Genomic DNA, 26,356 nt, shown 5'->3' with positions numbered 1-26,356 from the left:
GGGCCGGGACGTCAGTAACCGGTGGGGCGCACCAGCCCGCACTCGTACGCGAACACCGCCGCCTGCGTCCGGTCCCGCAGCCCCAGCTTCACCAGGATGCGGCCCACGTGGGTCTTCACGGTCTGCTCGGCGACGAACAGCCGCTCGGCGATCTCCGCGTTCGACAGGCCCTGGGCGATGAGGGACAGGACCTCGGTCTCGCGCTCGGTCAGCTCGCCGACGCGCTGCTTGAGCGGGGCACGGGGTGCGGAGCCCAGCCGGGAGAACTCGGCGATGAGGCGGCGGGTGATCCCCGGCGCGAGCAGCGCGTCGCCCGCGGCGACGATCCTGACCGCCTCCGCCAGCTGGTCGGCCGACGCGTCCTTGAGCAGGAACCCGGAGGCACCCGCCCGCAGCGCGTCGTACACGTACTCGTCGAGGTCGAAGGTGGTCAGCACCAGGACCCTGATCTGCGGGGTCTCGTCGGTGATGCGGCGGGTCGCCTCGATGCCGCCGAGCTCGGGCATGCGGATGTCCATCAGGACGACGTCCGGGGCGAGTTCGGCCACCTTCGCGATCGCGTCCAGGCCGTCGACCGCCTGGCCGACCACCTCCATGTCGGGCTGGGTGTTGAGCAGCACCGTGAAGCCCTGCCGGACCATCTGCTGGTCGTCGGCGATGAGTACGCGGATGGTGCCGCTCGTCATGTGGTGTCTCCAGTGGGGTTCTCGGGGTCTGTCGTCGGACTCGTGGTGTCCGTCGTCGAACTCGTGGTGTCTGTCGTGGAGTCCGGCGCGGGGCTGGTGGGGCCGCCGGGTGGCGGGCCGGCGGGTGGAGCACCGGCGAGGAGGAAGTCTTCCAGGACCGAGGAGCCGGACGGTCGGCGGTCGGGAGCCGCGCGGTCACCGGGTGCGGGACCGTCGGCAGTGGCGGCGGCACCGGGGCGGCGGTGGCGGCACGGGGGAGGAACGCCGCCACGGTGAAGCCGCCGCACGAGGTCTCCACGGCCATGAGCGTGCCACCGAGCATCGTCGCCCGCTCCCGCATCCCGAGCAGACCGTGGCCCGCGCCCGGCGAGGGCGGGGCGGTGCTTCTCGGCGCCGAGTTGACGACGCGGATCTGCAGGCCGCGCGGGAAGTGCGTGAGCTCCACCCTCACCGTCGAACCGGGTGCGTGCCGCAGCGCGTTGCTCAGCGCCTCCTGGACGATCCGGTACGCGGACAGCTCGACACCGGGCGGCAGCGGCAGCCGTTCGCCGCTGACCTGGGAGATCACCGTCAGTCCGGCGGCACGGGTGTTCTCAACCAGGACCCCGAGGCGGTCGAGGGTGGGCTGTGGCGCATGGGGGGCGGTGCCGGTGCCGGGTGCGCCGAGCCCGTACGGGTCGTCGGGGTTCTCCGAACGCAGCACTCCGAGAACCCTGCGCAGCTCGGTGAGCGCCTCCAGGGCGTTCTGCCGGATGCCGGCGAGGTTCTCCTTCAGTTCGTCCGAGGGGTTCTCCACCAGGTGCGGGGCGACCTGGGCCTGGATGGAGATGACCGACATGTGGTGGGCGACCACGTCGTGCAGTTCGCGGGCGATGCGGTTGCGCTCCTCGAGGAGGGTGCGGCGGGAACGTTCCTCGGCGGTCAGGGACTCCTGCTCGACCAACTGGCTGCGTGCCTCCCTGCGGCCGCGCAGGGCGATGCCGAGGAGGACGAGACCGGCGAAGAGCGCCACCGCGACGACACCCGTCGACGAGTAGTTCGCAGCGCCGATGAGCCCCTGCATGACGTAGGTGACCAGCACCGTCAGGGCCAGGGCCTCGGCGGCGACGCGCACGGGCACCCGCAGCGCCAGCAGGAACAGCACCAGCGCGTGCGCGGCGATCATGGCCGGCCCCCACGGCCATGGAGGCGACACGCCGGCCTGCCCGGACAGCAGTTGGGACCGTGCTTCGAAAGCGATCACCACGGTGGCCGTCAGGGAGAGCCACAGCGCCGGAACCGGCCGCCACAGCGCCAGCGCCACCGCCGCGCCCTGTGCCAGCGAGCACAGCAGGCCGTAGTTCTCGTTCTGGCGGTAACTACTGGTCATGGTTTCGGTGTTGATCAGTATGAGACCGAACGCGGCCAGCAGCACCAGGCTGTGCGGCAGCCAGCGCAGCCACACCGAGGGCGGAAGCGGGTCCGCCCTGCTGGTCCACAGGTCGTCGCGCAGGGTCCGCAGTCCACGCGTCAGCCTCTTCTCCAGCGTCCTCATCCGCACCACCCTAGACATGGCGCACCGCCCCGTCCCTCGTCCTTTTCGGCCGCCGCCGCCCGGTCCGTACCACTCGGGCGGCTCTCGCACCGCGCCTGCGGGCGCCTCCACGTCGGCCGTCCTCACCTCGGCCGTCCTCACCTCGGCCGTCCTCACGTCGATCTCTCTCACGTGGACGGTCTTCATGTCGACCGTCCTTCTCGTAGCCGTGGAACGCGGCCCGGCAGACCATGAGGGCCAGGACGAGGACCGGGAGCCAGGCGAGGCGGAACATCACCCAGGTGAGGTCCTCGGGCCGGGTGTGCAGGCCGGGGAGGCGACCCGCGAGAAGGCCGGTCGCGGTGACCGACATCAGGGCCGTCTGGTGCCACAGGAAGATCGTCATCGCGGAGAGGTTGACGGCTGCCACGCACGCCCAGGGCACGGGTCGCCGCATCACCCGCCGCAGCGGCTCCCTCAGGAGGAGGGCGAGGCCGCACTGGGCCGTACCGAACACCACGGCGGCCAGGGTCGGCGGATCGAGGTTGGAGACCGCGGCGCCGGGGACCCCGACCATCGACGCCGGGTAACCGCCGTACACGACCAGCGCCGCCGTCACCGCCGCGCCTCCCGTGAGCAGTACCCAGCCGGAACGCCGGGTCAGCTCGCCGCGTGTCCAGGCCGCGCCGAGCGTGAACGGCACCAGCCAGCCCGCCGCCACGTTCACCCAGCCCAGCCAGGACGGGCCGCCGAGTCCGAACCGGATGAGGTCCACATGGAGGACGACGGCCAGCGGCCACAGCGGATTGATCCGCGCCACCAGTGGGGTCAGCGCCGTCAGCCCGGCGAACACCAGCAGGAACCACAGGGGGGACAGGACCAGCTTCAGCAGGGCGTGCACGGTGCCCACGTCCGCGCCCGTCAGGAACAGTCCGGCCGTGGCCACGGTCCAGAAGCCGAGCACGGCGGCCACCGGTCCGAAGAGGCGGGAGAGCCGTGTCCGCAGCCACCGCCGGTACGTGGTGCCGCGCGCCCGCGCCGATGCATGACTCCTGGTCGCCACGTGCCCGCCCACCAGGAAGAACACGGCCAGTGTCTGGAAGAGCCACGAGACGGGGGCCAGCCACGGCAGGTGTGTCAGCGGGCTCGACGTGTGCAGGGTGCCGCCGTCGGCGACCAGGGCGGTGACGAGCCAGTGGCCCAGCACCACGCCGAGTATCGCGAAGGCGCGTAGGGCATCGACGCTGCGGTCGCGGTCGGGCGGGGTCGCCGCGTCGATCCGCTTGGCGCGCGCGACGACGCCGGCGGCGGCGGTCGAGGCGGTCGAGGCGGCAGAGGCAGCCGGGACAGCAGCGGCACCGATGCCGGTGACTGTGGCTGTCGCTGTCGCAAGACGGCGTATCGCCTCACGCACGGGTCACCTCCGACGTGCGGCTCAGTACGATCCGGGCGAGGTTGGCCAGGGACACCGAACCCGGCTCGAAGTAGTCGCTGTGGCCGCCGTCGCCCGCCGCGAACACGCGGGCGCCGAAAGCCTCGGACACCGGGTCGGTGCCGAAGCCGACCGTGGTGCCGAACAGGCCGGCCCTGGCGTGCGGGACGTCCGCGATCCAGTCGTCCGCGCCGCGGCCGGCCCAGACACGGGCCTTCGTACGGAGGTCGGCGGCGGACCCCGCTCCGGTGCCGGGGCTGCCGAAGAGGACGAGATCGGTGACACCGCGGCCGTTCGCCGCGCGGGCGCCCACGGCCGTTCCGTACGAGTGGCAGAGCAGGGTAATGCGGACCTGGGCGTTCAGCGCTCTCAGCCGGGCGGTGAACGCATGCAGGCCGGGGGCCGCCTGTTCGGCCCGGGTCGTGGTCAGGACGTCGGGACTGATCGTGCCGGGCGTCTCGTAGCCGAGCCAGGCGACCACCGCGGCACGGGTTCCGAGTTTCCGGTGCAGGGCGAGAGCGCCCGCGCGGAAACGCTCGTAGGTGTCGAGACTCGTGTCGGAGCCCGGTACCAGGACCGCCACCCGGTCGGCCTGCGCCAGATCGCCCAGCACCTCTACGGCCCGGCCGGGGCCCCGTGCGTCGAAGGAGAGGTAGTGGCGGGACGGGTCCGCCATGGTGCGGACGGCGGAGGCGCGGCCGTGGTCGCCGTGGGCCGCGGCCATGCGGGACGCCTCGGCGGCGTTCGCGCGGTTCGCCGCGTACGCCCTGTCCAGGGTCGCCGCGGTGACCGTGCCGACGCGGGCCGGGGCGGGAGCGGGTATCTCCGGGTGCGCCGCCGCGGCGGCGACCGGGACGACCACGGCGCCGGTGACCAGCAGGGCGAGCAGGCCGCGCCGCAGCCTGCCCCCACGGGTGCTGGCGCTGGCACTGGCACTGGCACTGGCACTGGCACTGGCACTGGCACTGGCAACGCTACTGTCGCTGTCGGCGTCGGCGCCACCGCCGGCGCCCTTGTCACCGGTCGGCCGGCTCGGCGTCCCGTCCGGCGGCCGTCCCTGCGACAGGCTCGGCTTCAGATTCAACTTCGGCTTCGGCTTCGGCTTCGGCTTCGGCTTCGGTGCCTGCCGGAAAGCCTGCCCGGCCCTCCCCCACATCCACATGACTCGCCCCGTCCAGTCCGCCCGTTCATCGGGTTCCGCTGGAAAAGAAGCTATGGATCAGAGCTTGTGGTCGGCGTCCCGCCAGGGGACTCACCTGGCGGGTAGCTCTCAGGTACTACGGGTACCACGACCCTGACGGGTACCACGGCGGGCCAAGCCGCCCCGGCTACCAGGCCAGTTGTGCGATCTCCTCCGCCACCACCGCGCACGCGTCCGCAGCCGGGTCGATCAGGGGGAAGTGGCCCACGGCCTCCAGGAGCGTCACGCCCACCACCTCGCCGGCCTTCGCCGCCGCCTCCGCGTACGCCTCCGCGACCGCCTGGGGTACGACGACGTCGGTCGTGCCCTGCACCAGGGTCGTGGCGATCCCCGTCGGGAGCAGCAGGGCCGGGTCGGCGTACGGCTGCCTCTCCTCGAACTTCTCCTCACCGCCCAGCAGTTGGAGCGCTGCCCCGGAGCAGACGTCCAGCTTCTGCGCGACCGTGAAGTCCGCGATCGGGGCCAGTGCCACGACACCGCGCAGCGGGGCCGGCCGGTCCAGGTACCAGGGTGCGTCTTCCGGCAGCAGATGACGGGCCGCGGCCCAGAGGGCCAGTTGCCCGCCCGCCGAGTGGCCCGTGACCACCGTGCGGCGCGCGTCCGCCGTCGGGAGCGCCTGCCGCACCAGCTTCGGCATCGCGTCGAGCGCCGCCGCCACATCGTCGAAGGTGTCCGGCCAGCGTCCCGCCACCGGGCCCGTACCGCCCTGCGCCGGGATCGTGCCGCCGCGCCGGTACTCGACGTTGGCCACGGCGAAACCCCGCCTGGCCAGGAAGTCCGCGAACGGAGTGATGTGCCGCCGGTCGTACGGGGCCCGCCAGGCGCCGCCGTGCAGGACGACGACGAGCGGGGCCGACTCCTCGCCGCCGCGCGGGGCGTAGAAGTCGACGACCTGGTCGGGGTGGTCGCCGTACGCGGCGGTGGCGTCGGGGTCGACGGGCGGATGCGAGAAGGCCGACTCCTCCTCCGCGGCGTCGCGGGCGTCGTCCGGCATGCTCCAACCTCTCAGCGGTGCGGTGTGTGTTTCCCGGACCCGGGGGCTCTCGGCCAAGGTGCGGCGGAGCGCGGGTCGTTGGCCGGACGTTATCAGGCCGGTGACGTGCGCCTACACGGGGTCGTGACGCTCGGTCAGCGACAGACGGCGCTGTTGTTTCGTTACGGCCGACCGTCCTCTCGGTGACGCCGCCGGGCAGTCGCCGCCCTCACCCGGTCCCAACCGGTCCCAGCCAGTCCCAACCGGTCCCGCCCGGCCCTACCCGGTCCCGCCCGGCCATGTTCGATCACGTCCGGTCCCGTCACTTGCTCAAGGGCTCCGCCCCCGGACCCGGCGTCCGTCAGAACATCTCTCCCAGCACCCGAGCCGCCCTCTCCACCTCCCCGAAGCCCACGTACAGCGGGGTGAAGCCGAAGCGGAGGATGTCGGGTGCGCGGAAGTCGCCGATCACTCCGCGGGCGATGAGGCGGCGCATCACGTCACCCGCCTCCGCGCAGCGCAGCGCGACCTGGCTTCCGCGCGACGCGTGGGCGGACGGGGTCACCGACTCCACGGCGCCCCCGGGCACGTACGCCTCGACGCATTCCAGGAAGAAGTCCGTCAGGGCCAGGGACTTGGTGCGGACGGCCTCGACCGGGACGTCGTCCCAGACCTCCAGGGCCGCTTCCAGGGCGAGCATGGAGAGGATGTCGGGCGTACCGACGCGGCCGCGGACGGCGCCCGGGGCCGGGGTGTGGTCCGGACTCATGCCGAAGGGATCGGCGTGGGAGTTCCAGCCCGGCAGCGGGGAGTCGAAGCGGGGCTGGTGGTCGCGGCGGACGTAGAGGTACGCCGGCGAACCGGGGCCGCCGTTCAGGTACTTGTAGGTGCAGCCGACCGCCAGGTCCACGCCGTGTTCGTCGAGGCCGACCGGCAGGGCGCCCGCGCTGTGGCAGAGGTCCCAGACCGACACCGCTCCCGCCGCGTGGACCGCCGCCGTCAGGGCCGGCAGGTCGTACAGGCGGCCCGTGCGGTAGTCGACGTGGTTCAGGAGCACCGCGGCCGTACGCCCGCTCAGGGCGCGCGGTACCTCGTCGGGCGCCACCGGGCGCAGCGTGCAGCCCGTCAGACGGGCCGCCGACGCGGCTATGTAGCCGTCCGTGGGGAACGTGGTCGCGTCCACCAGGATCTCGTCCCGGGTGCCGGCGGCCGAGTCCTGGGAGCCACTCCCGGCCGAGCCACCGGCATCATGTCCGGCCGAGTCGCCGGAGGAACGCCCGTTCGCCAGGCGTACCGCGCCCACGACCGCCTTGAACACGTTCACGCTGGTCGAGTCGCCGACGACGATCTGGCCCGCCGCCGCGCCCACCAGCGGCGCGATCCGGTCGCCGATCCGCTCCGGCGCCGTCCACCAGCCGCTCTCGTCCCAGGACCGGATGCGCAGCGAACCCCACTGCCTGCGCACGACGTCCTCGATCCGTCCGGGCACCGAGCGCGGCAGTGCGCCGAGCGAGTTCCCGTCCAGGTACACCGTGTCGTCCAGGACGAACTGCGCGCGCAGCTTCGCCAGTTCGTCGGCGGCGTCCAGCGCCGCCGCCCTGTGCCGCAATGACTCGCCGGACGCCTCAGACATGCGACCGTGCCGTCCACAGCTCGGGGAAGACGTTCTTGCGGGCCCGCTTCTCCAGCCAGGCCACACCGGCCGAGCCGCCCGTGCCCGTCTTGGAGCCCATGGCCCGCCGGGTGGCGACCAGATGGTCGTTGCGCCAGCGCCACACGAGTTCGGCGACGTCGGTCAACGCCTCGCCGAGCCGGGCGAGTTCGGAGCTCTCGTCACCGGCGTACAGGTCCGTCCACACGGCCTCGACCTCGGGGGACGGCTCGTAGCGGCCGGACACGTCACGCTGGACGACCGACGCCGGGATCGCGTGCCCGCGCCGCGCGAGGAGCCGCAGCACCTCGTCGTACAGGCTCGGTTCCTGCAGGGCCTTCTCCAGCTCGGCGTGGACGCGGGGCGCGCCGCGGTGCGGTACGAGCATCGACGCGGACTTGTCGCCGAGCAGGAACTCCATGCGGCGGTACATGGCCGACTGGAAGCCGGAGCCTTCACCGAGGGCGCTGCGGTACGAGTTGAACTGGGCCGGAGTGAGCTGGCCGAGGGGCTTCCAGGACGCGTTGAGCGCCTCCAGCTCCCGTACCGACCGCTTCAGGGCCGCCACCGCGACCGGCACCCGGTCCTCGCGCAGTGCCTTCGCCGCGGTCTCCCACTCGTGCACGATGACGGTGAACCACAGCTCCATGACCTGGGTGGTCACCAGGAAGACCATCTCTCCGGGGTCGTCGGAGAGGGTGTGCTGGAGGTGGGTCAGGACGTCCGCCTGGACGTAGTCCTCGTACGGGGTCGTGCCCTGGAAGTCGAGATGCGGGGTCTCGGGCTCCGAAGCCACCGCGTGGGCTTCGTGCGCTTCGTGTGCCTTGTTCGCTTCACGGGGCTGAGCCTGTTGGGACATCGCTGTCTCCTGCTGTACTCCGGGTAGCGGTCCGCCCCTGCCGAATTCCGACACGGGGGCCCCGGTCCCCAACCGGCATCCTCCACAATCGTGCCCCAGAACCGCAAGGTCCGCCTGGTCACACCAGGCGGACCTGCACATACGTGGCCCTGCGGGGTCTTACGTGGCCGGTGGGCCGGGACCGAGGGCCGGGGTCAGGAACCGGGACCGAGGGCCGGGGCCGAGGGCCGGGGCCGAGGGCCGGGGCCGGGAGCCGGTGGGGCTAGCCCAGGGTCCGGGCCGCGGTCTCGGAGGAGTCCTTCAGGAACTGCGCGCAGCGCTCGTACTCCGCCTGCTCGCCGATCGCCTGCGCGGCGCGGGCGAGGCCGTGCAGGGCCCGCAGGAAGCCGCGGTTCGGCTCGTGCTCCCACGGCACCGGGCCGTGGCCCTTCCAGCCGCTCCGGCGCAGGGAGTCGAGGCCCCGGTGGTAACCGGTGCGGGCGTACGCGTACGACTCGACGACACTGCCGCGCTCGTACGCCTCGTCGGAGAGCCGGGCCCACGCGAGCGAGGAGGTCGGGTACTTCGCGGCGACGTCGGCGGGCGCCGTGCCGTTCGCGAGGAGTTCGCGCGGCTCCGGGTCGTCGGGCAGGTGGGTCGGGGGCGGTCCCCCGAGGAGGTTCTCGTGAATGGACATGGGTTCCAGTCTGCGGCATTCGCTGCCGCGGGGTCGGCGGGTGGGGGGCCTTTCTCGGAAAAGGTGCCCCCGGGTGTCGGCCTGTGGATGCTCCAGGCCTTCTTGGCGGGGCCGGGCGGGGCCGGGCGGGGCCCGGCGGGACCGGGCGGCGGGACCGGGCCGGACCGGGCGGGGCCGGGCGGCAGTCGTCGACCGCGGGTCGGCTGTGGCTGGTCGCGCAGTTCCCCGCGCCCCTGACGGGGCCGTACGTGGCGGAGCGCGTTCCTCCCCGCGCCCCTGAAGGGGCCCCGTACATGGCGGAGCGCGTCCCTTCCCGCGCCCCTGACGGGGGTCCCTGGAGGGGGCGGGGTTTTACTTCAGTCGTCCCCGGGAGCGGTTCGGTTCCAGTGGGGGTGCCGTCACACCCGCGTGTGTGCGGCATTCCGGGCGGAGGCAGCCCGGCGGGGGCCTGCGTACCGTGGTGAACGCGATCAGCGCGCCCAGCGCGAGGACACCCGCGCACAGCGGCATCGCCCGGTGGAACGCGTCGTCGAAGGCGGACGCCGAGCGGTACGCCTCCTCGCCCATCCCCGCCAGCAGCGGCAGCGCGGCGACCGCGACCAGGCCGGCCGCGCGGGCCGCCGCGTTGTTGATGCCGCTGGCGAGGCCCGCCCGCCCGGTGTCCACCGAGGCCAGCACGGTCGCGGTGAGGGGTGCCACCAGCGTCACCATGCCGGCGCCGAGCACCAGGACGGCGGGCAGCACGTCGGCCACGTACGAGGCGCCCTCACCCACCCGCAGCATCAGCAGCATCCCGGCCGCGCACAGCAGCGGGCCCACGGTGAGCGGGATGCGCGGGCCTATTCGCTCGCTCAGCTCACCCGAGCGGGCCGACAGCAGCAGCATCAGGACCGTCGTCGGCAGCAGGGCCGTACCGGCGCCGAGGGCCGAGTACCCGGCCACGACCTGGAGCTGGACCGCGGAGAGGAAGAAGAACCCGCCGAAGGCCGCGTACACGCACAGCGTGACGAGGTTGATCACCGTGAACTGGCGCGACGCGAAGACGTCGAGCGGCATCATCGGGTCGGCCCGCCGCCGCTCCACGGCCACGAAGGCGACACCCGCCCCGACACCGGCCGCCGCCGTCACCGCCACGACGGGGACCTGACCACCGGGCGCCTCGATGAGGGCGTACGTCACCAGGGCGAGCGCCAGCGCGCCGAGGACGGCGCCGAGCACGTCGAAACCGCGCCCGTGCACCCGGCCGTCCTTCGACTCCGGTACGTGGCGCAGGGCGATCGGGGCGCAGAGCAGCGCGAGCGGCACGTTCAGGAGGAACACCCAGCGCCAGCCGGGGCCGTCCACCAGCCAGCCGCCCAGGAAGGGGCCGACCGCCGCGCCGATACCGCCGAACCCCGACCACAGGCCGACGGCTCGGGCCCGGTCGTCCGGATGGAACGACGCCTGGATCAGGGCCAGCGAACCGGGGGTGAGCAGCGCACCGCCGACCCCCTGCAGGGCGCGGGCCGCGATCAGCACACCCGCGTTCGGCGCCAGCCCGCACAGCAGGGACGCCGCCGCGAACCAGACCACGCCGACGACGAACACCTTGCGGCGTCCGAAGCGGTCACCGAGGGAGCCGCCCAGCAGGATGAGGCCCGCGAGGGTCAGCATGTAGGCGGTGACGGTCCACTGGAGGGCGGCCAGGTCCGCGTCGAGGTCGCGGCCGATCGTCGGCAGCGCGACGTTCACCACGGTCGAGTCCAGCATCGCCATGCTCGATCCGAGCACGGTGGTCAGCAGGATCCACCTCCCCGCGGGAGAGGACATCCTGACAGCCGGAGACTTCGGCGACTCCGCGGACTCCGGAGACTCCTGTGGTGGGGCAGCCATGCTCCGGATGATACGGACATGCGGCGGGGCCCGGTCTGCCTGTGGACAACCGGGCCCCGCCGCACCTGCCTGCTCACCTACCTAGCCAGCCAACCAGGTAGGTAGGTACTGCCTGTGACGCCTACTTGATCCTCGTACCCGTGGAACGCAGGTGGCCGCAGGCCTCGGTGACGCGCTTGGCCATCGAGCCCTCGGCGAGCTTGCCCCAGGTGCGCGGGTCGTACGTCTTCTTGTTGCCGACCTCGCCGTCGACCTTCAGGACGCCGTCGTAGTTGCGCAGCATGTGGTCCGCGACGGGGCGCGTGAACGCGTACTGCGTGTCCGTGTCGATGTTCATCTTCACGACGCCGTTCTCCAGCGCCGTGCGGATCTCCTCCTCGGAGGAGCCGGAGCCGCCGTGGAAGACGAAGTCGAACGGGGACGGCTTGCCGTACTTCGCCGCCACACCCTCGTTGAGTTCCTTCAGGAGCTCGGGGCGCAGGACGACGTTGCCCGGCTTGTAGACGCCGTGCACGTTGCCGAAGGACGCGGCCAGCAGGTAGCGGCCCTTCTCGCCCAGGCCCAGGGCCTCGACCGTGCGGATCGCGTCGTCGACCGTGGTGTAGAGGTTGTCGTTGATCTCGTGCGAGACGCCGTCCTCCTCACCGCCGGTCGGGGTGATCTCGACCTCAAGGATGATCTTCGCGGCGGCGGCGCGGGCCAGCAGCTCCTGGGCGATGGCCAGGTTGTCGGCGAGGGTCTCCGCGGAGCCGTCCCACATGTGGGACTGGAACAGCGGGTTCCGGCCGGCCTTGACGCGCTCCTCGGAGACCGCGATCAGCGGACGCACGTACCCGTCGAGCTTGTCCTTCGGGCAGTGGTCCGTGTGCAGCGCGACGGTGACGTCGTACTTCGCGGCGACGATGTGCGCGAACTCGGCCAGCGCCACCGCGCCGGTGACCATGTCCTTGTTGTGCTGGCCGCCCAGGAACTCCGCACCGCCGGTGGAGATCTGGATGATGCCGTCGCTCTCGGCCTCCGCGAAGCCGCGGAGCGCAGCGTGCAGGGTCTGCGTCGAGGTCACGTTGATGGCCGGGTAGGCGAACTTGCCTGCCTTCGCCCGGTCGAGCATCTCGTTGTAGACCTCGGGGGTTGCGATGGGCATCTGTCCGCTCCTTGTATGTGCGGGTGGCGTTCTGATTACGGCCCTGACCTGGCCCTGACCTAGGGGGCGACGTCATCGTCGGCCCCATCTTCCCAGACGTCGCCGGATGCTCCGGCCTGGGACCGGGATCGGTCCCAGGCCGATCCGGAACCTGGATCGGCCCCGGAACCCGGATCGACCCCGGACCCGGACCGGGTCAGGCGAGACCGAGTTCGTCCTTGGAGTAGGCGTAGAGGTACGGGACGCCCGCGCCCTCCTGGATCTTCTCCGCGGCGCCGGTGGCCCGGTCGACGATGGTCGCGACGCCCACGACCTGCGCGCCGGCCTCGCGCACGGCCTCGACGGCGGTGAGCGGGGAGCCGCCGGTGGTCGAGGTGTCCTCGACGACGAGTACGCGGCGGCCCGCGATGTCCGGGCCCTCGACCCTGCGCTGCAGGCCGTGCGCCTTCGCCTCCTTGCGGACGACGAAGGCGTCCAGGCGCCGGCCGCGCGCGTGGGCGGCGTGCAGCAGGGCCGCGGCCACCGGGTCGGCGCCCATCGTGAGGCCGCCGACCGCGTCGAAGTCCAGGTCCGCCGTCAGGTCGAGCAGCACCTGTCCGACCAGCGGGGCCGCCTCGCCGTCCAGGGTGATCCGTCGCAGGTCGACGTAGTAGTCGGCCTCCAGACCGGAGGAAAGGGTCACCTTGCCGTGCACCACGGCCTTGTCCTTGATCTGCTGCAGCAGCTCGCCGCGCACGTCGTCGCTCATGGGGGTCAGCTTAGAGGCGGCGCCAGGTCCAGGTGGTCGCGGCTTCGAGCGGTTCGATGGGGGTGACCAGGCGGGGCGCGGTGTTGAGACCGTTGGGCGGGCCTGTCTGCGGTTCGACGCACACGGCGGCCTCCTGCTCGTCGTACACGACGACCCACTGCTCGCGGCTCGCCACGTTCAGTTCGAGCTGCCCCGGCCAGGTGAGCGTGACGTGGACGCCGTCGGGCATCCCGAAGCAGTCGTCCCAGGGACTCGGCCGCGGGTCGATGCGGCGGCCGGTCGGCAGGTGGTCGTCGCCGCGCTCCTCCTGCCAGGCGGCGGTGAAGTCGACGCGCACGCCCTGGGGGTCCTGGCCGTCCTGGGCGCCGGTGAGGGTGCGGTTGAACCAAGGGTGCCAGCCGATCTGCGCCGGGAAGCTCTCGTCGTACGTCTCCACCGACATGGTGAGTGTCAGGGAGTCCTCGGTCAGCGTGACGGCCTGGGTGACGCGGCCGGTGTACGGCCAGGGTTCGACGAGGTCGTACGTGATGACGGCCTCGTCGGCGCTCTTGCGCGCGGTGCGCCAGGCTCCGTCGCGGGCGGTGCCGTGGATGGCGTGGGGCGGGGAGTTGAGGGGGAGTTGGTGGGGGGTGGCGCCGTTCAGGAAGTGGCCGTTCCTGGTGCGGCCGCACCAGGGGACCATGGGGAAGCAGCCGAACTTGTCGCCTTGGCGCAGCAGTTCGACGCCGTCGACCTTCAGGCTGCCGATGCGGCCGCCGTTGGCCGGCTGGACGGTGGCTTCCACGTCGCCGTTGCCGGCGGTCAGCGTGATGTCTTCGTTACTCACGGGCCCGACCCTACGGGGTCCTCCGGAAACTCCGCCCCACCGGTCCCGGCCGGGCTCGCCCCTGACCGCCGCCGGTGACGTGGCGCGCCGTTCTCCGCGCCCCTGACGGCACGGCTCCGCCGACGCCCCGTCAGGGGCGCGGGGAACTGCGCGACCCGCCCCCACCACCCGCGGCCGAAACACCCGGTGCAGGACCCTGCCCCGCCGAACCCCGCCGAGCCCCGCCGCAGCGGTCAGTGGCGTTTTCTGAGGGCCCGGCCCACCACGATCGCCGAGGCCAGGGCGAAGGCCGCCGCCGGGGCGGCCCAGCGCAGGGCCGCTCCCGTACCCGCGGACTCCGGCACGGGCACCGGCGCGTACCGGCCCCGCGGCGGCGCGTGGTCGACCTCCTCCGCCGAACGTCCGATCATCGTCCGCCGCGCGTGCGCCGCCTCCGCCGGTGCCCCCGGCGGCGACGACCCGTCGTCCTCGAAGCCGCCCTCGAAGTCCCCCTCGGCGAACGGCACCGCCGAAGCGGGCAGATCGTCGAGGGACGGCATCTCCTCCTCCGACGCAGCCGCAGCCTCGGGCTCGGGCTCGGGCTCGGGCTCGGGCTCGAACTCAGGCTCGGGCTCGTCCGTCGGCGGCGCGTCCCCCAGGTGCTCCGCGAACCGCGTCAGCAGCCGGATCGTCGCCGTCGCCACCTCTTCCGGCGGCAGATCGGCGATGCGGCCGCCGGCCGTGGCCGTACCCGTGAAGGTGACCGTCGTGCCCCCCTCCGCCGGCCCCAGGGACAGCGTCAGCTCCAGCTTCGCCGTGCCGGAGCCCCGCGCCTCCGTGGCGTCCGCCCGGACGGAGTACGAGCCGTCGTCCTGTCCGGAGACGGCGAGCGTGCCGCGGTACGTGATGGAGTGCCCGCCGATACGTACCTTCAGGCGGCCCGAGACGGGCGCCGTCTCCGCGTCCGGCTGGAGGCCGGGCAGCGCCCTGGCCACCCGCGCGGGATCGGCGAGAGCCTCGCGCAGACGCTCGACGGGAACCGGAACGAACACCTCATGCTCCATGTCGGCCGAGCCTACCCAGCACCACCCGTACCGCACCCCCACATGCGCCGATTCCCCCGGATCCACCAGGATCCGCACGGATCCGCACGCGGACGGAGGCAGCCGCGAGGGCAGGCGTGGTGGCAGGCGCGATGGCGGGCGCGGTGGCGGACGCGGACTCAGCCGGCGTACCTCGGATGGACGAGCGTGGAGGGCGGCAGCCCCTCCAGCCGGGTGCGCTCGGCCGCCCGGACGCACGCCCTGAGCGCCCCCGTCCCGAAGTGCGCCCCCGTCCTGAGATACGGCCCTGTCCCGAGGCGCGGCCGCGCACGCGAGGCGAGCACGTACCCCCAGTCGTGGGCGCCCCGCGACCCGCCCGCCGTGTCGCGGCCTCCCACCGTGTCGCGGCCCCTCGCCACGTCACGGCTCCCCACCACGTACGGCACGGTCCGCAGCCCCGCCGCCCGTACCGTCGCGTCGACGGTCCAGAAGGCGCGCGGCCGTGCCGCCACGGGTCCGGCGTGCACGGCGAGCCGCCCGCCGCCGGCCAGCACCTCCCGGGCCAGCCCGTAGAACTCCTGCGAGTACAGCTTCGTACTGGACGTCTCCCGCGGGTCCGGCAGGTCGCAGACCACGACGTCGTACGCGTGCAACGGGGCCCGCCGCAGCCAGCCGAACGCGTCCGCGGCCACCACCCGCACCCGCGGATCCCGGTACGCGTGCCCGTTCAGCGCGGACAGTGCCGGATCGGTGCGCGCCAACCGCACCAGCTGCGAGTCGGGTTCGACGACGTCGACGTGCCGTACGCCCCGGTGGCGCAGCACCTCGCGCACGGCGAGCCCGTCGCCGCCGCCGAGGACCAGCACGCGCGCGCGGGAACCGTTCATCGCGGGGTGGACGAGGGCCTCGTGGTAGCGGCCCTCGTCACTGCCGCTGACCCGCAACCGCCCGTCGAGGTAGAGGCCGAGCCGGCGGCCGTCCGTGCCGCCGGTGAGGACGACGTCCTGCACCTCGGTGTGCAGGACCACGCGTACGTCCCGGCCGTACATCGCGTGCCGCGCGGACCGCTCGAAGTCGTCGACGAGGACGGCGGCCGCGGCGAGCAGCGCGAGCACGAGGAGGTTGGCGGCGACCAGCAGCCGGCGGTCGCGCCGGGTGAGGTCGTGCCGGAACACGCCGAGGACGAGCGCGCCGCCCGCGAGCGCGTTGACCGTCCCGGTGATCAGCGTGGCGCTCAACTGGCCCAGCAGCGGCAGCAGCAGGAAGGGGAACGCGAGCCCGCCGGCCAGGGCGCCCACGTAGTCCGCGGCGAACAGGTCGGCGACCGCACCGCCCGCGTCCTGTCTGCGGACACGCTGGATCAGCTCCATGAGCAGGGGCACCTCGGCCCCGATGAGCAGGCCGATGGCGAGCGAGAACGCGACCAGGAGGTGACTGGAGCCGCCGGCCCAGGCGCCGCCCCAGTCACCGGTCCAGGCGAAGACGGCGTACAGGGCCATCGCGCTGCAACCGCCGACCAGGGCGAGCAGTGCCTCGACGGCGCCGAAGCCGGCCGCCGCACGGCAGCGCAGCCGTTTGGCGAGCAGCGAGCCAATGCCCATCGCGAAGACCATCACGGACAGCACCACGGAGGCCTGGGTGACGGAGTCGCCCATCAAGTACGAGGCGAGGGCGACCAGTTCCAGTTCGTACACAAGTCCGCAGGCCGCACAGACGAACACGCCGGTGAGCACGAGGAACCGCCCGGTGGCCGGCCTGACCGGCAGACGCGCCGGGCCCGGACCGGTGCGGGGCGGCGGTGGGACCGTACCGGGCGGGGCGGGGGCGTGCGACTCGATCACCCAGGGAACGCTACGTCACCGCTCCACTGCGCCACGTCACCCACACGTGTGTAAATCCCGGCCCCTGTGCATACTTCGGTCGTTTTGGGGACGCCTCCGGACCGACCCCGGGAGAGCCAGGACCTACAGGGGCGCGGGCACCCGCGCCCCGACCCTCGTGCGGGTGGCGACCAGTTGGCCTTCCTGGGGGTACGCGTGCCAGGTGCGCCAGTGCACCTGGCCCTCGTGCCGCTGCGCGAGCATGGCGGTGAAGGCGTGAGGGCTGCCGGGGAAGACCCCCGCAAGTCCGTTCGGATGGTCGGCGACGAGGGCGAGCAGCTCCTGGGCCCGGCCCGCGAAGGAGCCGCGCGACAGCGTCTCCACGCGCGCGGCGAACTCGTACTCCCAGTCGCCCACCCGCTTGGCGACGCCGAGCGGCAGCGGTGTGCTGCTGCCGGCGATGCAGGCGACGGTCTCGGAACAGCTGCCCCGCTCCTCCTCCAGGAGCACCTGGTGGGAGGCGCCGAGCAGCCTCAACTGCAGTTTCGCGTCCGCGAGTTCGATGTCGAGTGTCGCGAGCGCGGGCAGCGCTTCGCGTCCGAGAGCCCAGGCGAGGTCGGCCGCGCGCGTGTCGGTGTAGGCGGTGTTGAGGGTCGTGAGCATGGGTCGGCTCCGCTGCACGCAAGGGTGGGGTCGGTCCGTCGCACCCCGGTCGGCACCGGGCGGTGATCGGGCCCGGTCGGCCAGGTCAGAAGGTTGTTCCGGGGTCTGCGTCGGCGATACGAGGGAATCATGAACGGCGCGTCCGCCACAGCGCTTTTACCCAACTTCGTGCGGTTTCCATCCCCCCGGGGGCTCCACAGCTCAACTGTTCACGCAGAAAGTGCGCCCTCGACTCACGCATGCGCCCTCGCGCCCCCCGTCACACAAGGACGGAGCGCCCGCCGGGAGATGGCCCCGGCGGGCGCTCGTCATGCGAGGGGACGTGGATCACGGCGGACGCGGTTCACCCCCGCGGAACCCGGCCGCCCCGTGTCGGCCGCCGTCCCGGTCAACTGCCGCTCCGGTCAGCTGCCTCCGCCGCATCCGCCGCCGCCCCCGCAGGACGAACCGCCTCCGCAGGACGAACCACCGCCGCACGAGTGGTGACCCGACGAACCGGACGAACAGGAGGATGAGGAGCCGCCGTCGCCCCCGCCCACCGCTCCGCTGCCGGCCCACCAGCTGTCACTGTTGCGACGCGAGCGCCCCCGCCCCCGTCCGCGCCCCCTCGACGCGGACGCGGTCCGTGCGACGACGACCACCATGAACACCACGACGAACCCTGTCAGGACGATGCCGAAAACCATGGCGCCACCCTCCTTCCGTTCCCCCGAAGCGGCCCCCCGTGGGCTCTGCTTCTCGTCTGTTCTCCTGCTGTGACCCCTGCTCGATCCCTGCTCGGTTCCGCTCTGATCACTGCTGTTCACTGCTGTGCCGCTTGCCGTGCGACTTGCGTGTGAGGGGGATGCCCTCCTGCCTCACGGACCAAAGCAGAGTTGAGCAACTCCAGAGGTTGAGCGCAGGATGACGGCCGCCGACCCGCTCAGCAGAGCGGCGCAGGGGTTGTCCGCCGTTCATGGAGCCCTGGAGCACATGACGCTCGCGTGAGCCGGGGTTCGACCCTGTTCCCCGCCTCCGGACACCGCTTCATCATGTGCACATGCGATTCACCCAGGCTGAGGCAGTACTCAGTGGCGCCGGAGTGGCCGGCTTTTTCACGCTCCTGGCCGTCCTCGTCACGCATTTCGCGTCACGTCGGCGAGAGCACGATCAGCGACAGGAACAGCGCTACTGGGAACACGAACACCGTCTTTGGGAGCGACGCGCCAATGTGTTCGACGACGTGATGACGGGGGTGCACAAGTTCGCCTCCGTCCGGGAGACCGTCATGGACAGCGAGGAATTTCCCGAGTACGAGCGCTACCTCAAAGAAACGGACGAGTCCTTTCCTGCCCTGGCCGGCCGCATCGAGCTGTACAGCACGGACGAACTGCTCGAGGTGCACGCCAAGATGTTCGACACCAGGCAGGCCTGGATGGCTGCCTGGAGGAAGTACGCCTCCCGGCCACTGGACGAGCGCTTACGCGATGCCGATCCGCGGTGGCAGGAATTCTCCGCACAGGTGGCGGCGTCCAGAAAGGCGGACGTCGAGGTCGTACTCATGCTCCGCAAATACCTTCACAGCAGGGTGACACCACCGGATCTCACGGCATCACCGAATCCCCACTGAGTCACACCTCTCACAGCGAACTCATTCAGCTCATGAGTTCCAGTGCCGGTTGAAGGCCGCACCGATATGAGGATCAAGGCTACGATTGTCCGCTCCGGGAGGGACGCCCGGAATTCCAAGGGCTCAGAGGGGGGCTGACCTGACGCATGACGGACTCCTGGCACCTGATCGACATATATCCCAACGGGCAGCGGCGCTGTCCCGGAATGCGCATCACTCGGACATTTGCGCTGACGGCAGCTCATCAGCTCACCAAGAAGACGGTCGCCGGCGACAGAGTGAAGGCCCGACTGGCCCCCGACGGCAAGAAGATCGATGCCGTGGTGACGAGACGCCACCTCACGTCCGATCTTGCTCTGCTGAAGCTTGAACTGCAGGACGAGTACGGCTCCTTGGTCGGAGTGTGCTTCGACGACGCGCAGGACGAGGAGAGCTGGCGAACCACCTTCGAGGATCCGGCCACCCACATGCCCCTGACAGGCACGGTCGATGCTTCGTCGATCCTCTACGGCAAGTCCCAGGACAATCTGGAAGTGAAGGCCGCCCGCCTCGCGTGCGATGTGTCGCCACCAGGCCAGTCCGCCTATGCCGGCAGCCCGGTCGAGCGCTCCTCCCGATACCCCCTGCCTGTCACTCTTGGTCTCCTCGTCAAGCAGTCCGAGTTACCCGCCGCGGACCAGGAGAAACTCTTCGCCATCACGATCCGAGAGGTCATCAGACTGCTCGGATTCCTTGGGCTGGAGTCCGAGGTGATGCCGGAGGGAGAGTGGCCGGACCCCTCACTCGATCATCCCTTCCGGGTCGTCGAATTCGAAAGGCAGAGTCATGTGAAGCAGGTTTGGCACAATCGGCTCCCCAAAAACTGACCAGGCGAAGAGTAGAGCGCATATGAATCAGAACCTCGACAACGCACTCAAGACGGTGGAGAGCATACGAGGCGGAAGCGCCGGCCTGTCCCCCACCAGTGCACTGTGGCTCACCCATGATGTCGCGCATCTGGACGGAGCATCGAATCTTCGTCACGTGGACGCCTTCACCGTCCAAAGGCTGACGCACCTGGCCGAGGCCCTGGCCGAGCTCGGAATGAGGCAGCAGTCCCTGGATGTCGTCGTTCTGGCCCTGCGCAACATGGAGCTGTCCGAGACGGAGAAGGAATGGGAATCGTCAGCCAGTCTGTGGAACCGCCTCGGCACGCTGCTGGCCGAGCACGATCAGCTGCCGCACGCCCGAACGGTCCTCACCTGCGCACTCCGGCGTGCGGATCGCTACGGCTCGCTCGAAACCCCTCATATTCTCTCAAATTTAAGTATCGTCAGCCTGCGGGCCGGTGATCTCCCGAGCGCCGCGATATGGGCCAAGAAGGTTCTGCGAATGATCGGGACCGACTGGCAGGACAACCTGGAGGCCCGGCTCACGGCCCACTCGGTACTAATCGATGTCGCCGCGGCCCGCGACGACATCCCCGGCCTGCAGCAGGCCGTCGAGGGTTTCCAGGAGTCGCTGAAGTCTTTGGTGGAAAGAGTGGGCGACACGGACGTCCAGGTCATCGCGGCACGTACAACGCTGGCCGATGCCAGATACATGATCGCAGCGGCACTGAACGACACGGAGGGGCGCAACCGCGAACTGACCGCTCTCGAGCTCAATCACCTGCATGCCACGGCGGCACTGGGCATGAACCACCGCGAGACCATCGTGACCCAAGCCGCCCTGGCCGCAGCCGAGTTCCATGCCGCGGGCGAGGCAGGCGAGGCAGGCGAGGCTCATGAGGTGGAGGACGGCGGTGACCGCACGCACGGCCCACGCAGAGGCCAGGCCCTCCACGTCGCCGAAGCGGCCATGACGCTCGCTCAGCAGGCACCCGCGCTCGGCAGGGAACACGCACAGACACACGCGCTCCGCCGGTCATTGGCCGGCATGCGCGCCGTGGCGAAACCGGAAGCCGATCTGCCATACGAGATAGAGAAGCTCTACACGCCCTTGCAGAACGGCGAGCGCAACGAGGCGAAAAAGGCAGCGATAAAGCGCGAGCAGAGCAACAACACGATCCGCCTCATTGCTCACGCAGGTGCGTCCTATTTCCTTTACAACCAGAGTTTCTACTCCGACATAGTCAAATCCCTCGATCGGGGGGTACAGTTCCATGCGATCATCAGTAATCCGTGGAACAATCTGGCCGTCTCCATACAGCGCGACGCGGCCGACGACCCGCCCAGCTCGCAGAACATCGTGGAGTCGGTGAAGCAGAGCACTTATTACGCGGAGACCTTTCAGCGGGTGACCGACGCCTACCAGGTCCTCCGAAACGAATACGCAGATCTTGTGGAACTACGCCTGACGACCGTGGACATTCCCGGCTCGACGCTGCTCACCTCGGACATCGGTTTCCTGGAGCCCTACATCACTTCCAACATCGAAGACAGAACCGGCCGCGGGCTCGGCGTCTTCGAGGTGCGTTTCGGGGTGAACAGCCGGTACTACGCGGACAGTCTTAGCGAGTTCATGAGGCTGTGGGACCGCTCCAGCACGTGGCAGCAGTTCAAGGACAACGAGGAGAGGCACAAGTCGACCCTCCGCTCCGCCGTGGACGCCCTTGCAGACATCCATCTCGGGCAGGGAATCAGGGAAGGTGGACGACCCCGTCCCTGACACTGCGCAGGACATTGGCCGAGCCCACGAACAAGGCGTCGGGCAGATCATCGACGGGCCAGAAGGCCCAGCGTTCGCACCGCTCCGGCTCCCGCACCCTGAGGTCCCCGGTGTAATCGAGGATCTCCACCCCCACCTGCATGTGGTGATTGGCGGCGGGATCGGGGTCGGTGACACAGACCACCTGGGAGCACAGCGCACGGATGCCGGTCTCTTCCTCCAGCTCACGGCAGGCCGCGCCCATCAGCGTTTCTCCCAGTTCGAGATGTCCGCCGGGTAGACCCCAGGTGCCCTCTCCGAAGGTATTGGCCCGCAGACCGAGCAGGATGCGGTCTCCCGAGCGGACGATGGCCTGGACTCCCACCCGCACATGTGCAGTCATCAGACTCCCTAGAGTTCCGGATACGTTTTCATAAAATTTCCGACGTTCCGTTCCGCAAGAACCACATCCGCAGCGGGGCTCTCTCCCGCGAGCAAGGAAAAAAAGTCTCCGAGTCTTCGTTCACCCTTTTCATCGATCACGACGACTGTACAGTCGGGGTCGATGAAGAAATAACTGCCGGAGCGGGTAGAATTTCGGTACACCTCCAGGCGGACCCCCCGATCGGCTGCCGTTCGTCGGCACCGAGCCACCACTTCTTCGAATTCCATTTCCTCGACGGAAAGCCAGTCCCCATTGTCCGCGCCGTAGCTGGTCTCGGACATCTGGTAAATTTTCCAGACATCTGGCAGCCATTTGTCGTCCTCGATGAGATCGAGAACCCGGGATGCACCGGCAGTATTTCGACGTGTCACCACGGTTCCCAGCTTCACCCGCACATAGCGGTGATGCTGCCGGATCTCCCGCAGCAGTCTCAGAACGCGGTCACGGTGCGGCGCGGCTCCAGTTCTAAGTTGTCGATGTTCTGTTTCGTCCGCGGACTCCAAGGGCAGTGCAACCCAGGACAAGTGCGGCAGCACGCGCTCCATCACCGGCAACGGAGCCAGGCCGTTCGTACTCAGGACCAGCTTCATGGGCGTTTCCGAGGGAGGAGCCGACCTCAATTCGGCGGAAAGTTCGGCAAGGTAGGGAAGAAGCGTCGGCTCACCCCCGGAAACAACGACTCCTCGAACAGAATTCTGCTGGAGTACCGATGCGATGCGCAGTGCTGTTTCGCGAGTCATGGAAGGGACTTCATGTCTCGGACCGAAACAGAAAGGGCAACTCAAATTGCACCTTCCGATCGGTCTGAGATCGACGAACGAGGGGAGTTGCATGGAGGGACTGTAGCGACTCGTGTGACGATCACGACTCAAAACGAACACATGGATTCGAACCACTGAGCGGGCATGGGAGGTCTACCCGAATGACCGAACTGACATTCCGCCGACTGATCATCCCGGAACGCGGTCCGTCATGGAGCGGCTCGTCATGGTCGAACGGTCCGACTGCCGCGTCGTGGCAGTGAGGCAGTGTCCGAGGGACCGGACCGGACCGGACCGGACCGAGGCCGGCGTCCGGCCCTGACCCGCGAAAAGCAGCCGCTCAGGCCGACAACCCTAGGAGTGACGTTCCGCAGGACACCGCGGTCGGTGGTTCGCGCGTCAGAGTTCTCGCCGGAGTCCGGCTCCGTGCCTTCATCCGGGCGAGGTCCACTGTCGTCAACCGACATGTCGGCCGACCGGAAGACCGTGAGGCGGCACCGTGGACGCCGGCGCGCGCGTTCGTCACCGAACACGCGAGTTGAGCAAGTCCGAAGGTTGAGCGCAGGATGGCCGTCATGACCTCCAGTGCACGCCGTCCTCTCCTCAACCGCCGTCTTGCCGAGTTCGGCACGACGATCTTCGCCGAGATGTCCGCCCTCGCCCTGAGCACCGGCGCGATCAACCTCGGCCAGGGCTTCCCCGACACGGACGGCCCCGAGGAGGTCCGGGAGGCGGCCGTGCGGGCGCTGCGCGACGGCCGCGGCAACCAGTACCCGCCGGGCCCGGGCGTCCCCGAGCTGCGTACGGCGATCGCCGCGCACCAGGAGCGCCGGTACGGCCTCACGTACGACCCCGGCACCGAGGTCCTGGTCACGGCGGGCGCGACCGAGGCCGTCGCGGCCAGCCTGCTGGCCCTGCTGGAGCCCGGCGACGAGGTGGTCGCCCTGGAGCCGTACTACGACTCGTACGCGGCTTGCATCGCGATGGCGGGCGGCACCCGGGTGCCGGTCACCCTGCGGCCGCACGAGGAGAGCGTCGACGGGACCGTGCACCGGCGCTTCCGGCTGGATCTGGACGAGCTGCGGGACGCGGTCACGGACAACACCCGGCTGCTGCTGATCAACACCCCGCACAACCCGAGCGGCACGGTCCTCACCCGCGAGGAGCTCACCGCGATCGCCGGGCTGGCCGTGGAGCGGGACCTGCTGGTGGTCACCGACGAGGTGTACGAGCACCTGGTGTTCGACGGGGCCGAGCACATCCCGCTCGCCACCCTGCCCGGTATGCGCGGGCGCACGGTCACCATCGGGAGCGCCGGCAAGACCTTCTCGTTCACCGGCTGGAAGGTCGGCTGGGTGACGGCGGCGCCCGAGCTGGTCACGGCGGTGCGCTCGGCGAAGCAGTACCTCACGTACGTGGCCTCGGGGCCTTTCCAGTACGCGGTCGCCGAGGCGCTGGCGCTGCCCGACACGTACTTCGACGCGTTCCGCGCGGACATGCTGGCCAAGCGGGACCTGCTGAGCGCGGGGCTCGCGGAGGCGGGCTTCGGGGTGTTCCGGCCGGCCGGGACCTACTTCGTCACCACCGACATCCGCCCGCTGGGCGAGCGCGACGGCTTCGCGTTCTGCCGCGCCCTCCCCGAGCGGGCCGGGGTCGTCGCGATCCCGAACGCGGTCTTCTACGACCACCGGGACGCCGGGGCGCCCTTCGTGCGGTTCGCGTTCTGCAAGCGGACGTCGGTGCTGGAGGAAGCGGTGAGCCGCCTCAAGACACTCGCCGGCTGAGCCGGGTACGCCCGGCACATCCCACAGGCCCGGCAGTCCGGCAGTCCGACGGCCCGACGGCCCGGCAGCCCGACGGCCCGGCGACCCGGCCGCTCACCGTCACTGCCGCTCCCCGTCACCGCGGCTCACCGTCACCGCGGCTCACCGTCACGGCGCCGTGCCCCGGCCGTGGGAAACCGGTGGAATCGGGGCTCGCCGGACCCGCTCGGCCGCGCGTTGCTGGCAAATAGGCATGATTGCCCTCAATCTGCTCATGTGACCCTCGCACATACCCGCGCGCAGCCCGCCGTCGCGCCACCCGCCGCCGAGGGCCGCGCCCGTCCCCGCCGCCCGATCCCGGCCGCGACGATGGGCACGGCCCTGGGGCTGTTCCTGGCCGCCCGGCTGCTGGGTGCCGCAGCCGTGGCCATGGCCGCCCGGGCGACCGGCGGGCACCCCGTCCTGCTGCTCGGGCGGTCCTGGGACTCGGTCTGGTACCTGCGGATCGCCGGGGACGGCTACGGGCGCAGCCTGCGCTTCCACCCCGATGCCGTCCACAGCGACCTGGCGTTCTTCCCGCTCTATCCGGGGCTGCTGCGGGCCGTCACCGAGCTGTCCCCGCTCAGCGGCCCCGCCGCCGGGCTGCTGGTCTCCTGGACGGCCGCCGCGGTCGCCGCCTGCGGGATCTACGCGATCGGGGCCCGGCTGCACGACCGGGCCGTCGCCACCGCCCTCGTCCTCCTCTGGGGGCTGCTGCCGCACTCCGTCGTGCTGTCGATGGCGTACACGGAGCCGGTCCTGACCGCCTTCGCGGCCTGGTCGCTGTACGCCGTCCTCACCGGCCGCTGGGTGTGGGCGGGCGTCCTCGCGACGGGCGCGGGGCTGGCCCGGCCGAACGGGTTCGCGGTGGCGGCGGCGGTCCTCGCGGCGGCCGCGTACGAGCTCTGCGCGCGGCGCGGAAAGGTTACCCACAGGCTGTGGACGGGCGTGGCGCTGGCACCGCTCGGCTGGGCGGGGTACGTGCTGTGGGTGGGGCGGCGGCAGGGGGATCTGTTCGGCGGGTACTTCGAGGTGCAGCGGCTGTGGGGCTCGCGCTTCGACTTCGGCCTCGGCGCGCTGCGGTTCGTGCGGCACCTGCTGCTCGAACGCGACCTGCTGGTCTTCCCGGTGTCGATGGTGCTCGTGGCGGCGGCGCTGCTGCTGTACGGGCTCCTGGTCGCGGACCGCGCTCCCCTGCCGTTGCTCGTCCACGCGGGCGTGCTGCTGGCCGTCGCGGCCGGCGGCGACGGCTTCTTCGAGTGCAAGCCGCGGTTCCTGCTGCCGGCGTTCCCGCTGCTGCTGCCGCTCGCGTGCGCGCTGGTACGGACGGCGAGAGCCCGGCCGTGGCACGCGACCCTGGTGGTCGGCGCCCTGGCCGGGCTCTCGTTCGCGTACGGGGCGTATCTCGTCGTGCTCGCCCACAAGCCGCTGTGAGGACTACTGAGCCGTCGTGGTGAGGACTACTCGTCCTCTTCGGGCTTCTCGGCCTCGTCGATCTCCTGCTCCAGGCCCAGCTGCTCGACGAGCCACTTGTCGAACTCGATGGCGGCCCGCACCCAGCTGACCGTCGACGACACGAAGTGCTCCAGGCTGACGCCCGTGCCGATCAGCATCTGCGCCTCGCCGATCAGGCGGACGGTGCCGTCGTCGTGCGTGTGGCTGTAGACCTTGGGCCACAGCGTGCGGCGGTTCCAGTCGTCGATCGACTCGAGGAGCTGCTGCTTCTCCTCGATCTGGTGCGGCCGGTCGTAGAACGTCCGCACCGAGAAGACCTGCTGGTCACCCTCGCCGCGGAACATGAAGTACGTACGGAACTGCTCCCACGGCGCCGCGAGGTCACCCTCGTCGTCGACGACGTACTTCAGCTCCATCTGCTCCAGGAGCTGCTTCACAAGGTCCTGATCCGGGACGACGGGGCCCGCCGGTCCGCCGGGGTTCGGCTCTGGCTGGCCCCCGAAGTTCGGAATCGAGGACGGGTCGATGCTCACCGTGATTTTCCCTTCGTACGGATTCCGCCATCCTCTC

22 protein-coding genes and 1 pseudogene are annotated in these 26,356 nt (G+C 70.8%); 5 read left to right on the top strand and 18 right to left on the bottom strand.

What is annotated here, in order from left to right; all coding sequences use genetic code 11:
• Positions 1-11: 11 nt before the first annotated feature.
• The 15 genes and pseudogenes from QFZ75_RS20985 to QFZ75_RS20915 form a co-directional block, all read right to left on the bottom strand.
• Positions 12-686, bottom strand: a complete 675-nt coding sequence (locus QFZ75_RS20985) for a response regulator transcription factor (RefSeq protein WP_307539100.1) — start codon at positions 684-686, stop codon at positions 12-14.
• A gap of 220 nt (positions 687-906) precedes the next feature.
• Positions 907-2,238, bottom strand: a pseudogene (locus QFZ75_RS20980) (histidine kinase); the annotation flags it as partial.
• Positions 2,231-3,478 carry an acyltransferase gene (locus tag QFZ75_RS20975; protein ID WP_307544636.1) on the bottom strand — a complete coding sequence of 416 codons (1,248 nt, stop codon included), beginning with the start codon at positions 3,476-3,478 and terminating at the stop codon, positions 2,231-2,233. The gene QFZ75_RS20975 and the pseudogene QFZ75_RS20980, both read right to left, overlap by 8 nt.
• 127 nt (positions 3,479-3,605) lie before the next feature.
• Positions 3,606-4,532, bottom strand: coding sequence for an alpha/beta hydrolase (locus tag QFZ75_RS20970; protein WP_307544635.1), 927 nt, complete (start codon positions 4,530-4,532; stop codon positions 3,606-3,608).
• A gap of 427 nt (positions 4,533-4,959) precedes the next feature.
• Positions 4,960-5,826, bottom strand: coding sequence for an alpha/beta hydrolase (locus tag QFZ75_RS20965; RefSeq protein ID WP_307539099.1), 867 nt, complete (start codon positions 5,824-5,826; stop codon positions 4,960-4,962).
• Positions 5,827-6,166: 340 nt separating this feature from the next.
• Entirely contained in the window at positions 6,167-7,438 is a 1,272-nt protein-coding gene (gene kynU / locus QFZ75_RS20960; protein WP_307539097.1) for a kynureninase, read from the bottom strand.
• The gene (locus tag QFZ75_RS20955) at positions 7,431-8,315 is read right to left on the bottom strand and encodes a tryptophan 2,3-dioxygenase family protein (RefSeq protein WP_307539095.1); all 885 of its coding nucleotides are present in this window, start codon (positions 8,313-8,315) and stop codon (positions 7,431-7,433) included. Before QFZ75_RS20955 ends, kynU begins: the two co-directional genes overlap by 8 nt.
• Positions 8,316-8,577: 262 nt before the next feature.
• A complete protein-coding gene (locus tag QFZ75_RS20950) occupies positions 8,578-8,991 on the bottom strand; it encodes a DUF3151 domain-containing protein (RefSeq protein ID WP_307539093.1) in 414 nt (137 codons plus the stop codon).
• Positions 8,992-9,342: 351 nt separating this feature from the next.
• Positions 9,343-10,800, bottom strand: coding sequence for an MFS transporter (locus tag QFZ75_RS20945; protein WP_307539091.1), 1,458 nt, complete (start codon positions 10,798-10,800; stop codon positions 9,343-9,345).
• Between the two features lie 184 nt (positions 10,801-10,984).
• Complete coding sequence (gene fbaA, locus QFZ75_RS20940) at positions 10,985-12,007, bottom strand: class II fructose-bisphosphate aldolase (RefSeq protein WP_307539089.1); 1,023 nt, start codon at positions 12,005-12,007, stop codon at positions 10,985-10,987.
• Positions 12,008-12,203: 196 nt separating this feature from the next.
• Complete coding sequence (gene pyrE / locus QFZ75_RS20935; RefSeq protein ID WP_307539087.1) at positions 12,204-12,755, bottom strand: orotate phosphoribosyltransferase; 552 nt, start codon at positions 12,753-12,755, stop codon at positions 12,204-12,206.
• A 10-nt stretch (positions 12,756-12,765) separates the two neighbouring features.
• Complete coding sequence (locus tag QFZ75_RS20930) at positions 12,766-13,581, bottom strand: aldose 1-epimerase (protein WP_307539086.1); 816 nt, start codon at positions 13,579-13,581, stop codon at positions 12,766-12,768.
• A 233-nt stretch (positions 13,582-13,814) separates the two neighbouring features.
• Positions 13,815-14,624: an SRPBCC domain-containing protein gene (locus QFZ75_RS20925; protein ID WP_307539085.1), complete on the bottom strand. Its 810-nt coding sequence runs from the start codon at positions 14,622-14,624 to the stop codon at positions 13,815-13,817.
• A gap of 158 nt (positions 14,625-14,782) precedes the next feature.
• Entirely contained in the window at positions 14,783-16,444 is a 1,662-nt protein-coding gene (locus tag QFZ75_RS20920) for a polyamine aminopropyltransferase (protein ID WP_307539083.1), read from the bottom strand.
• Between the two features lie 123 nt (positions 16,445-16,567).
• Complete coding sequence (locus QFZ75_RS20915) at positions 16,568-17,086, bottom strand: DUF2617 family protein (RefSeq protein ID WP_307539081.1); 519 nt, start codon at positions 17,084-17,086, stop codon at positions 16,568-16,570.
• A gap of 1,039 nt (positions 17,087-18,125) precedes the next feature.
• Here QFZ75_RS20915 and QFZ75_RS20910 point away from each other — a divergent pair.
• The 3 genes from QFZ75_RS20910 to QFZ75_RS20900 all read left to right on the top strand — a co-directional run bounded on the left by QFZ75_RS20910 (position 18,126) and on the right by QFZ75_RS20900 (position 21,344).
• Positions 18,126-18,695 (top strand): hypothetical protein, encoded by a 570-nt coding sequence (locus tag QFZ75_RS20910; RefSeq protein WP_307539080.1) that lies wholly within the window; start codon positions 18,126-18,128, stop codon positions 18,693-18,695.
• A gap of 146 nt (positions 18,696-18,841) precedes the next feature.
• The gene (locus QFZ75_RS20905; protein ID WP_307539079.1) at positions 18,842-19,561 is read left to right on the top strand and encodes a hypothetical protein; all 720 of its coding nucleotides are present in this window, start codon (positions 18,842-18,844) and stop codon (positions 19,559-19,561) included.
• Between the two features lie 22 nt (positions 19,562-19,583).
• The gene (locus QFZ75_RS20900) at positions 19,584-21,344 is read left to right on the top strand and encodes a hypothetical protein (RefSeq protein WP_307539077.1); all 1,761 of its coding nucleotides are present in this window, start codon (positions 19,584-19,586) and stop codon (positions 21,342-21,344) included.
• Here QFZ75_RS20900 and QFZ75_RS20895 read toward each other — a convergent pair.
• Positions 21,316-21,726, bottom strand: a complete 411-nt coding sequence (locus tag QFZ75_RS20895) for an NUDIX hydrolase (protein ID WP_307539075.1) — start codon at positions 21,724-21,726, stop codon at positions 21,316-21,318. The two genes, QFZ75_RS20900 and QFZ75_RS20895, sit on opposite strands and share 29 nt — an antisense overlap.
• Before the next feature lie 8 nt (positions 21,727-21,734).
• Entirely contained in the window at positions 21,735-22,601 is an 867-nt protein-coding gene (locus tag QFZ75_RS20890) for a radical SAM protein (RefSeq protein ID WP_307539073.1), read from the bottom strand.
• Positions 22,602-23,095: 494 nt separating this feature from the next.
• Between QFZ75_RS20890 and QFZ75_RS20885 the strand changes: the two genes are divergently transcribed.
• A complete protein-coding gene (locus QFZ75_RS20885; protein WP_307539071.1) occupies positions 23,096-24,313 on the top strand; it encodes a pyridoxal phosphate-dependent aminotransferase in 1,218 nt (405 codons plus the stop codon).
• A 255-nt stretch (positions 24,314-24,568) separates the two neighbouring features.
• A complete protein-coding gene (locus tag QFZ75_RS20880; RefSeq protein ID WP_373465908.1) occupies positions 24,569-25,765 on the top strand; it encodes a hypothetical protein in 1,197 nt (398 codons plus the stop codon).
• Between the two features lie 26 nt (positions 25,766-25,791).
• Here QFZ75_RS20880 and QFZ75_RS20875 read toward each other — a convergent pair whose 3' ends face one another.
• Positions 25,792-26,319: a YbjN domain-containing protein gene (locus tag QFZ75_RS20875; protein ID WP_307539069.1), complete on the bottom strand. Its 528-nt coding sequence runs from the start codon at positions 26,317-26,319 to the stop codon at positions 25,792-25,794.
• Positions 26,320-26,356: the final 37 nt, after the last annotated feature.

Source organism: Streptomyces sp. V3I8 (genome assembly GCF_030817535.1).
In the GTDB taxonomy this organism is placed as follows: domain Bacteria; phylum Actinomycetota; class Actinomycetes; order Streptomycetales; family Streptomycetaceae; genus Streptomyces.
Note: the sequence above shows the minus strand (reverse complement) of the source record. Positions and strands in the feature narration are given on the sequence as shown.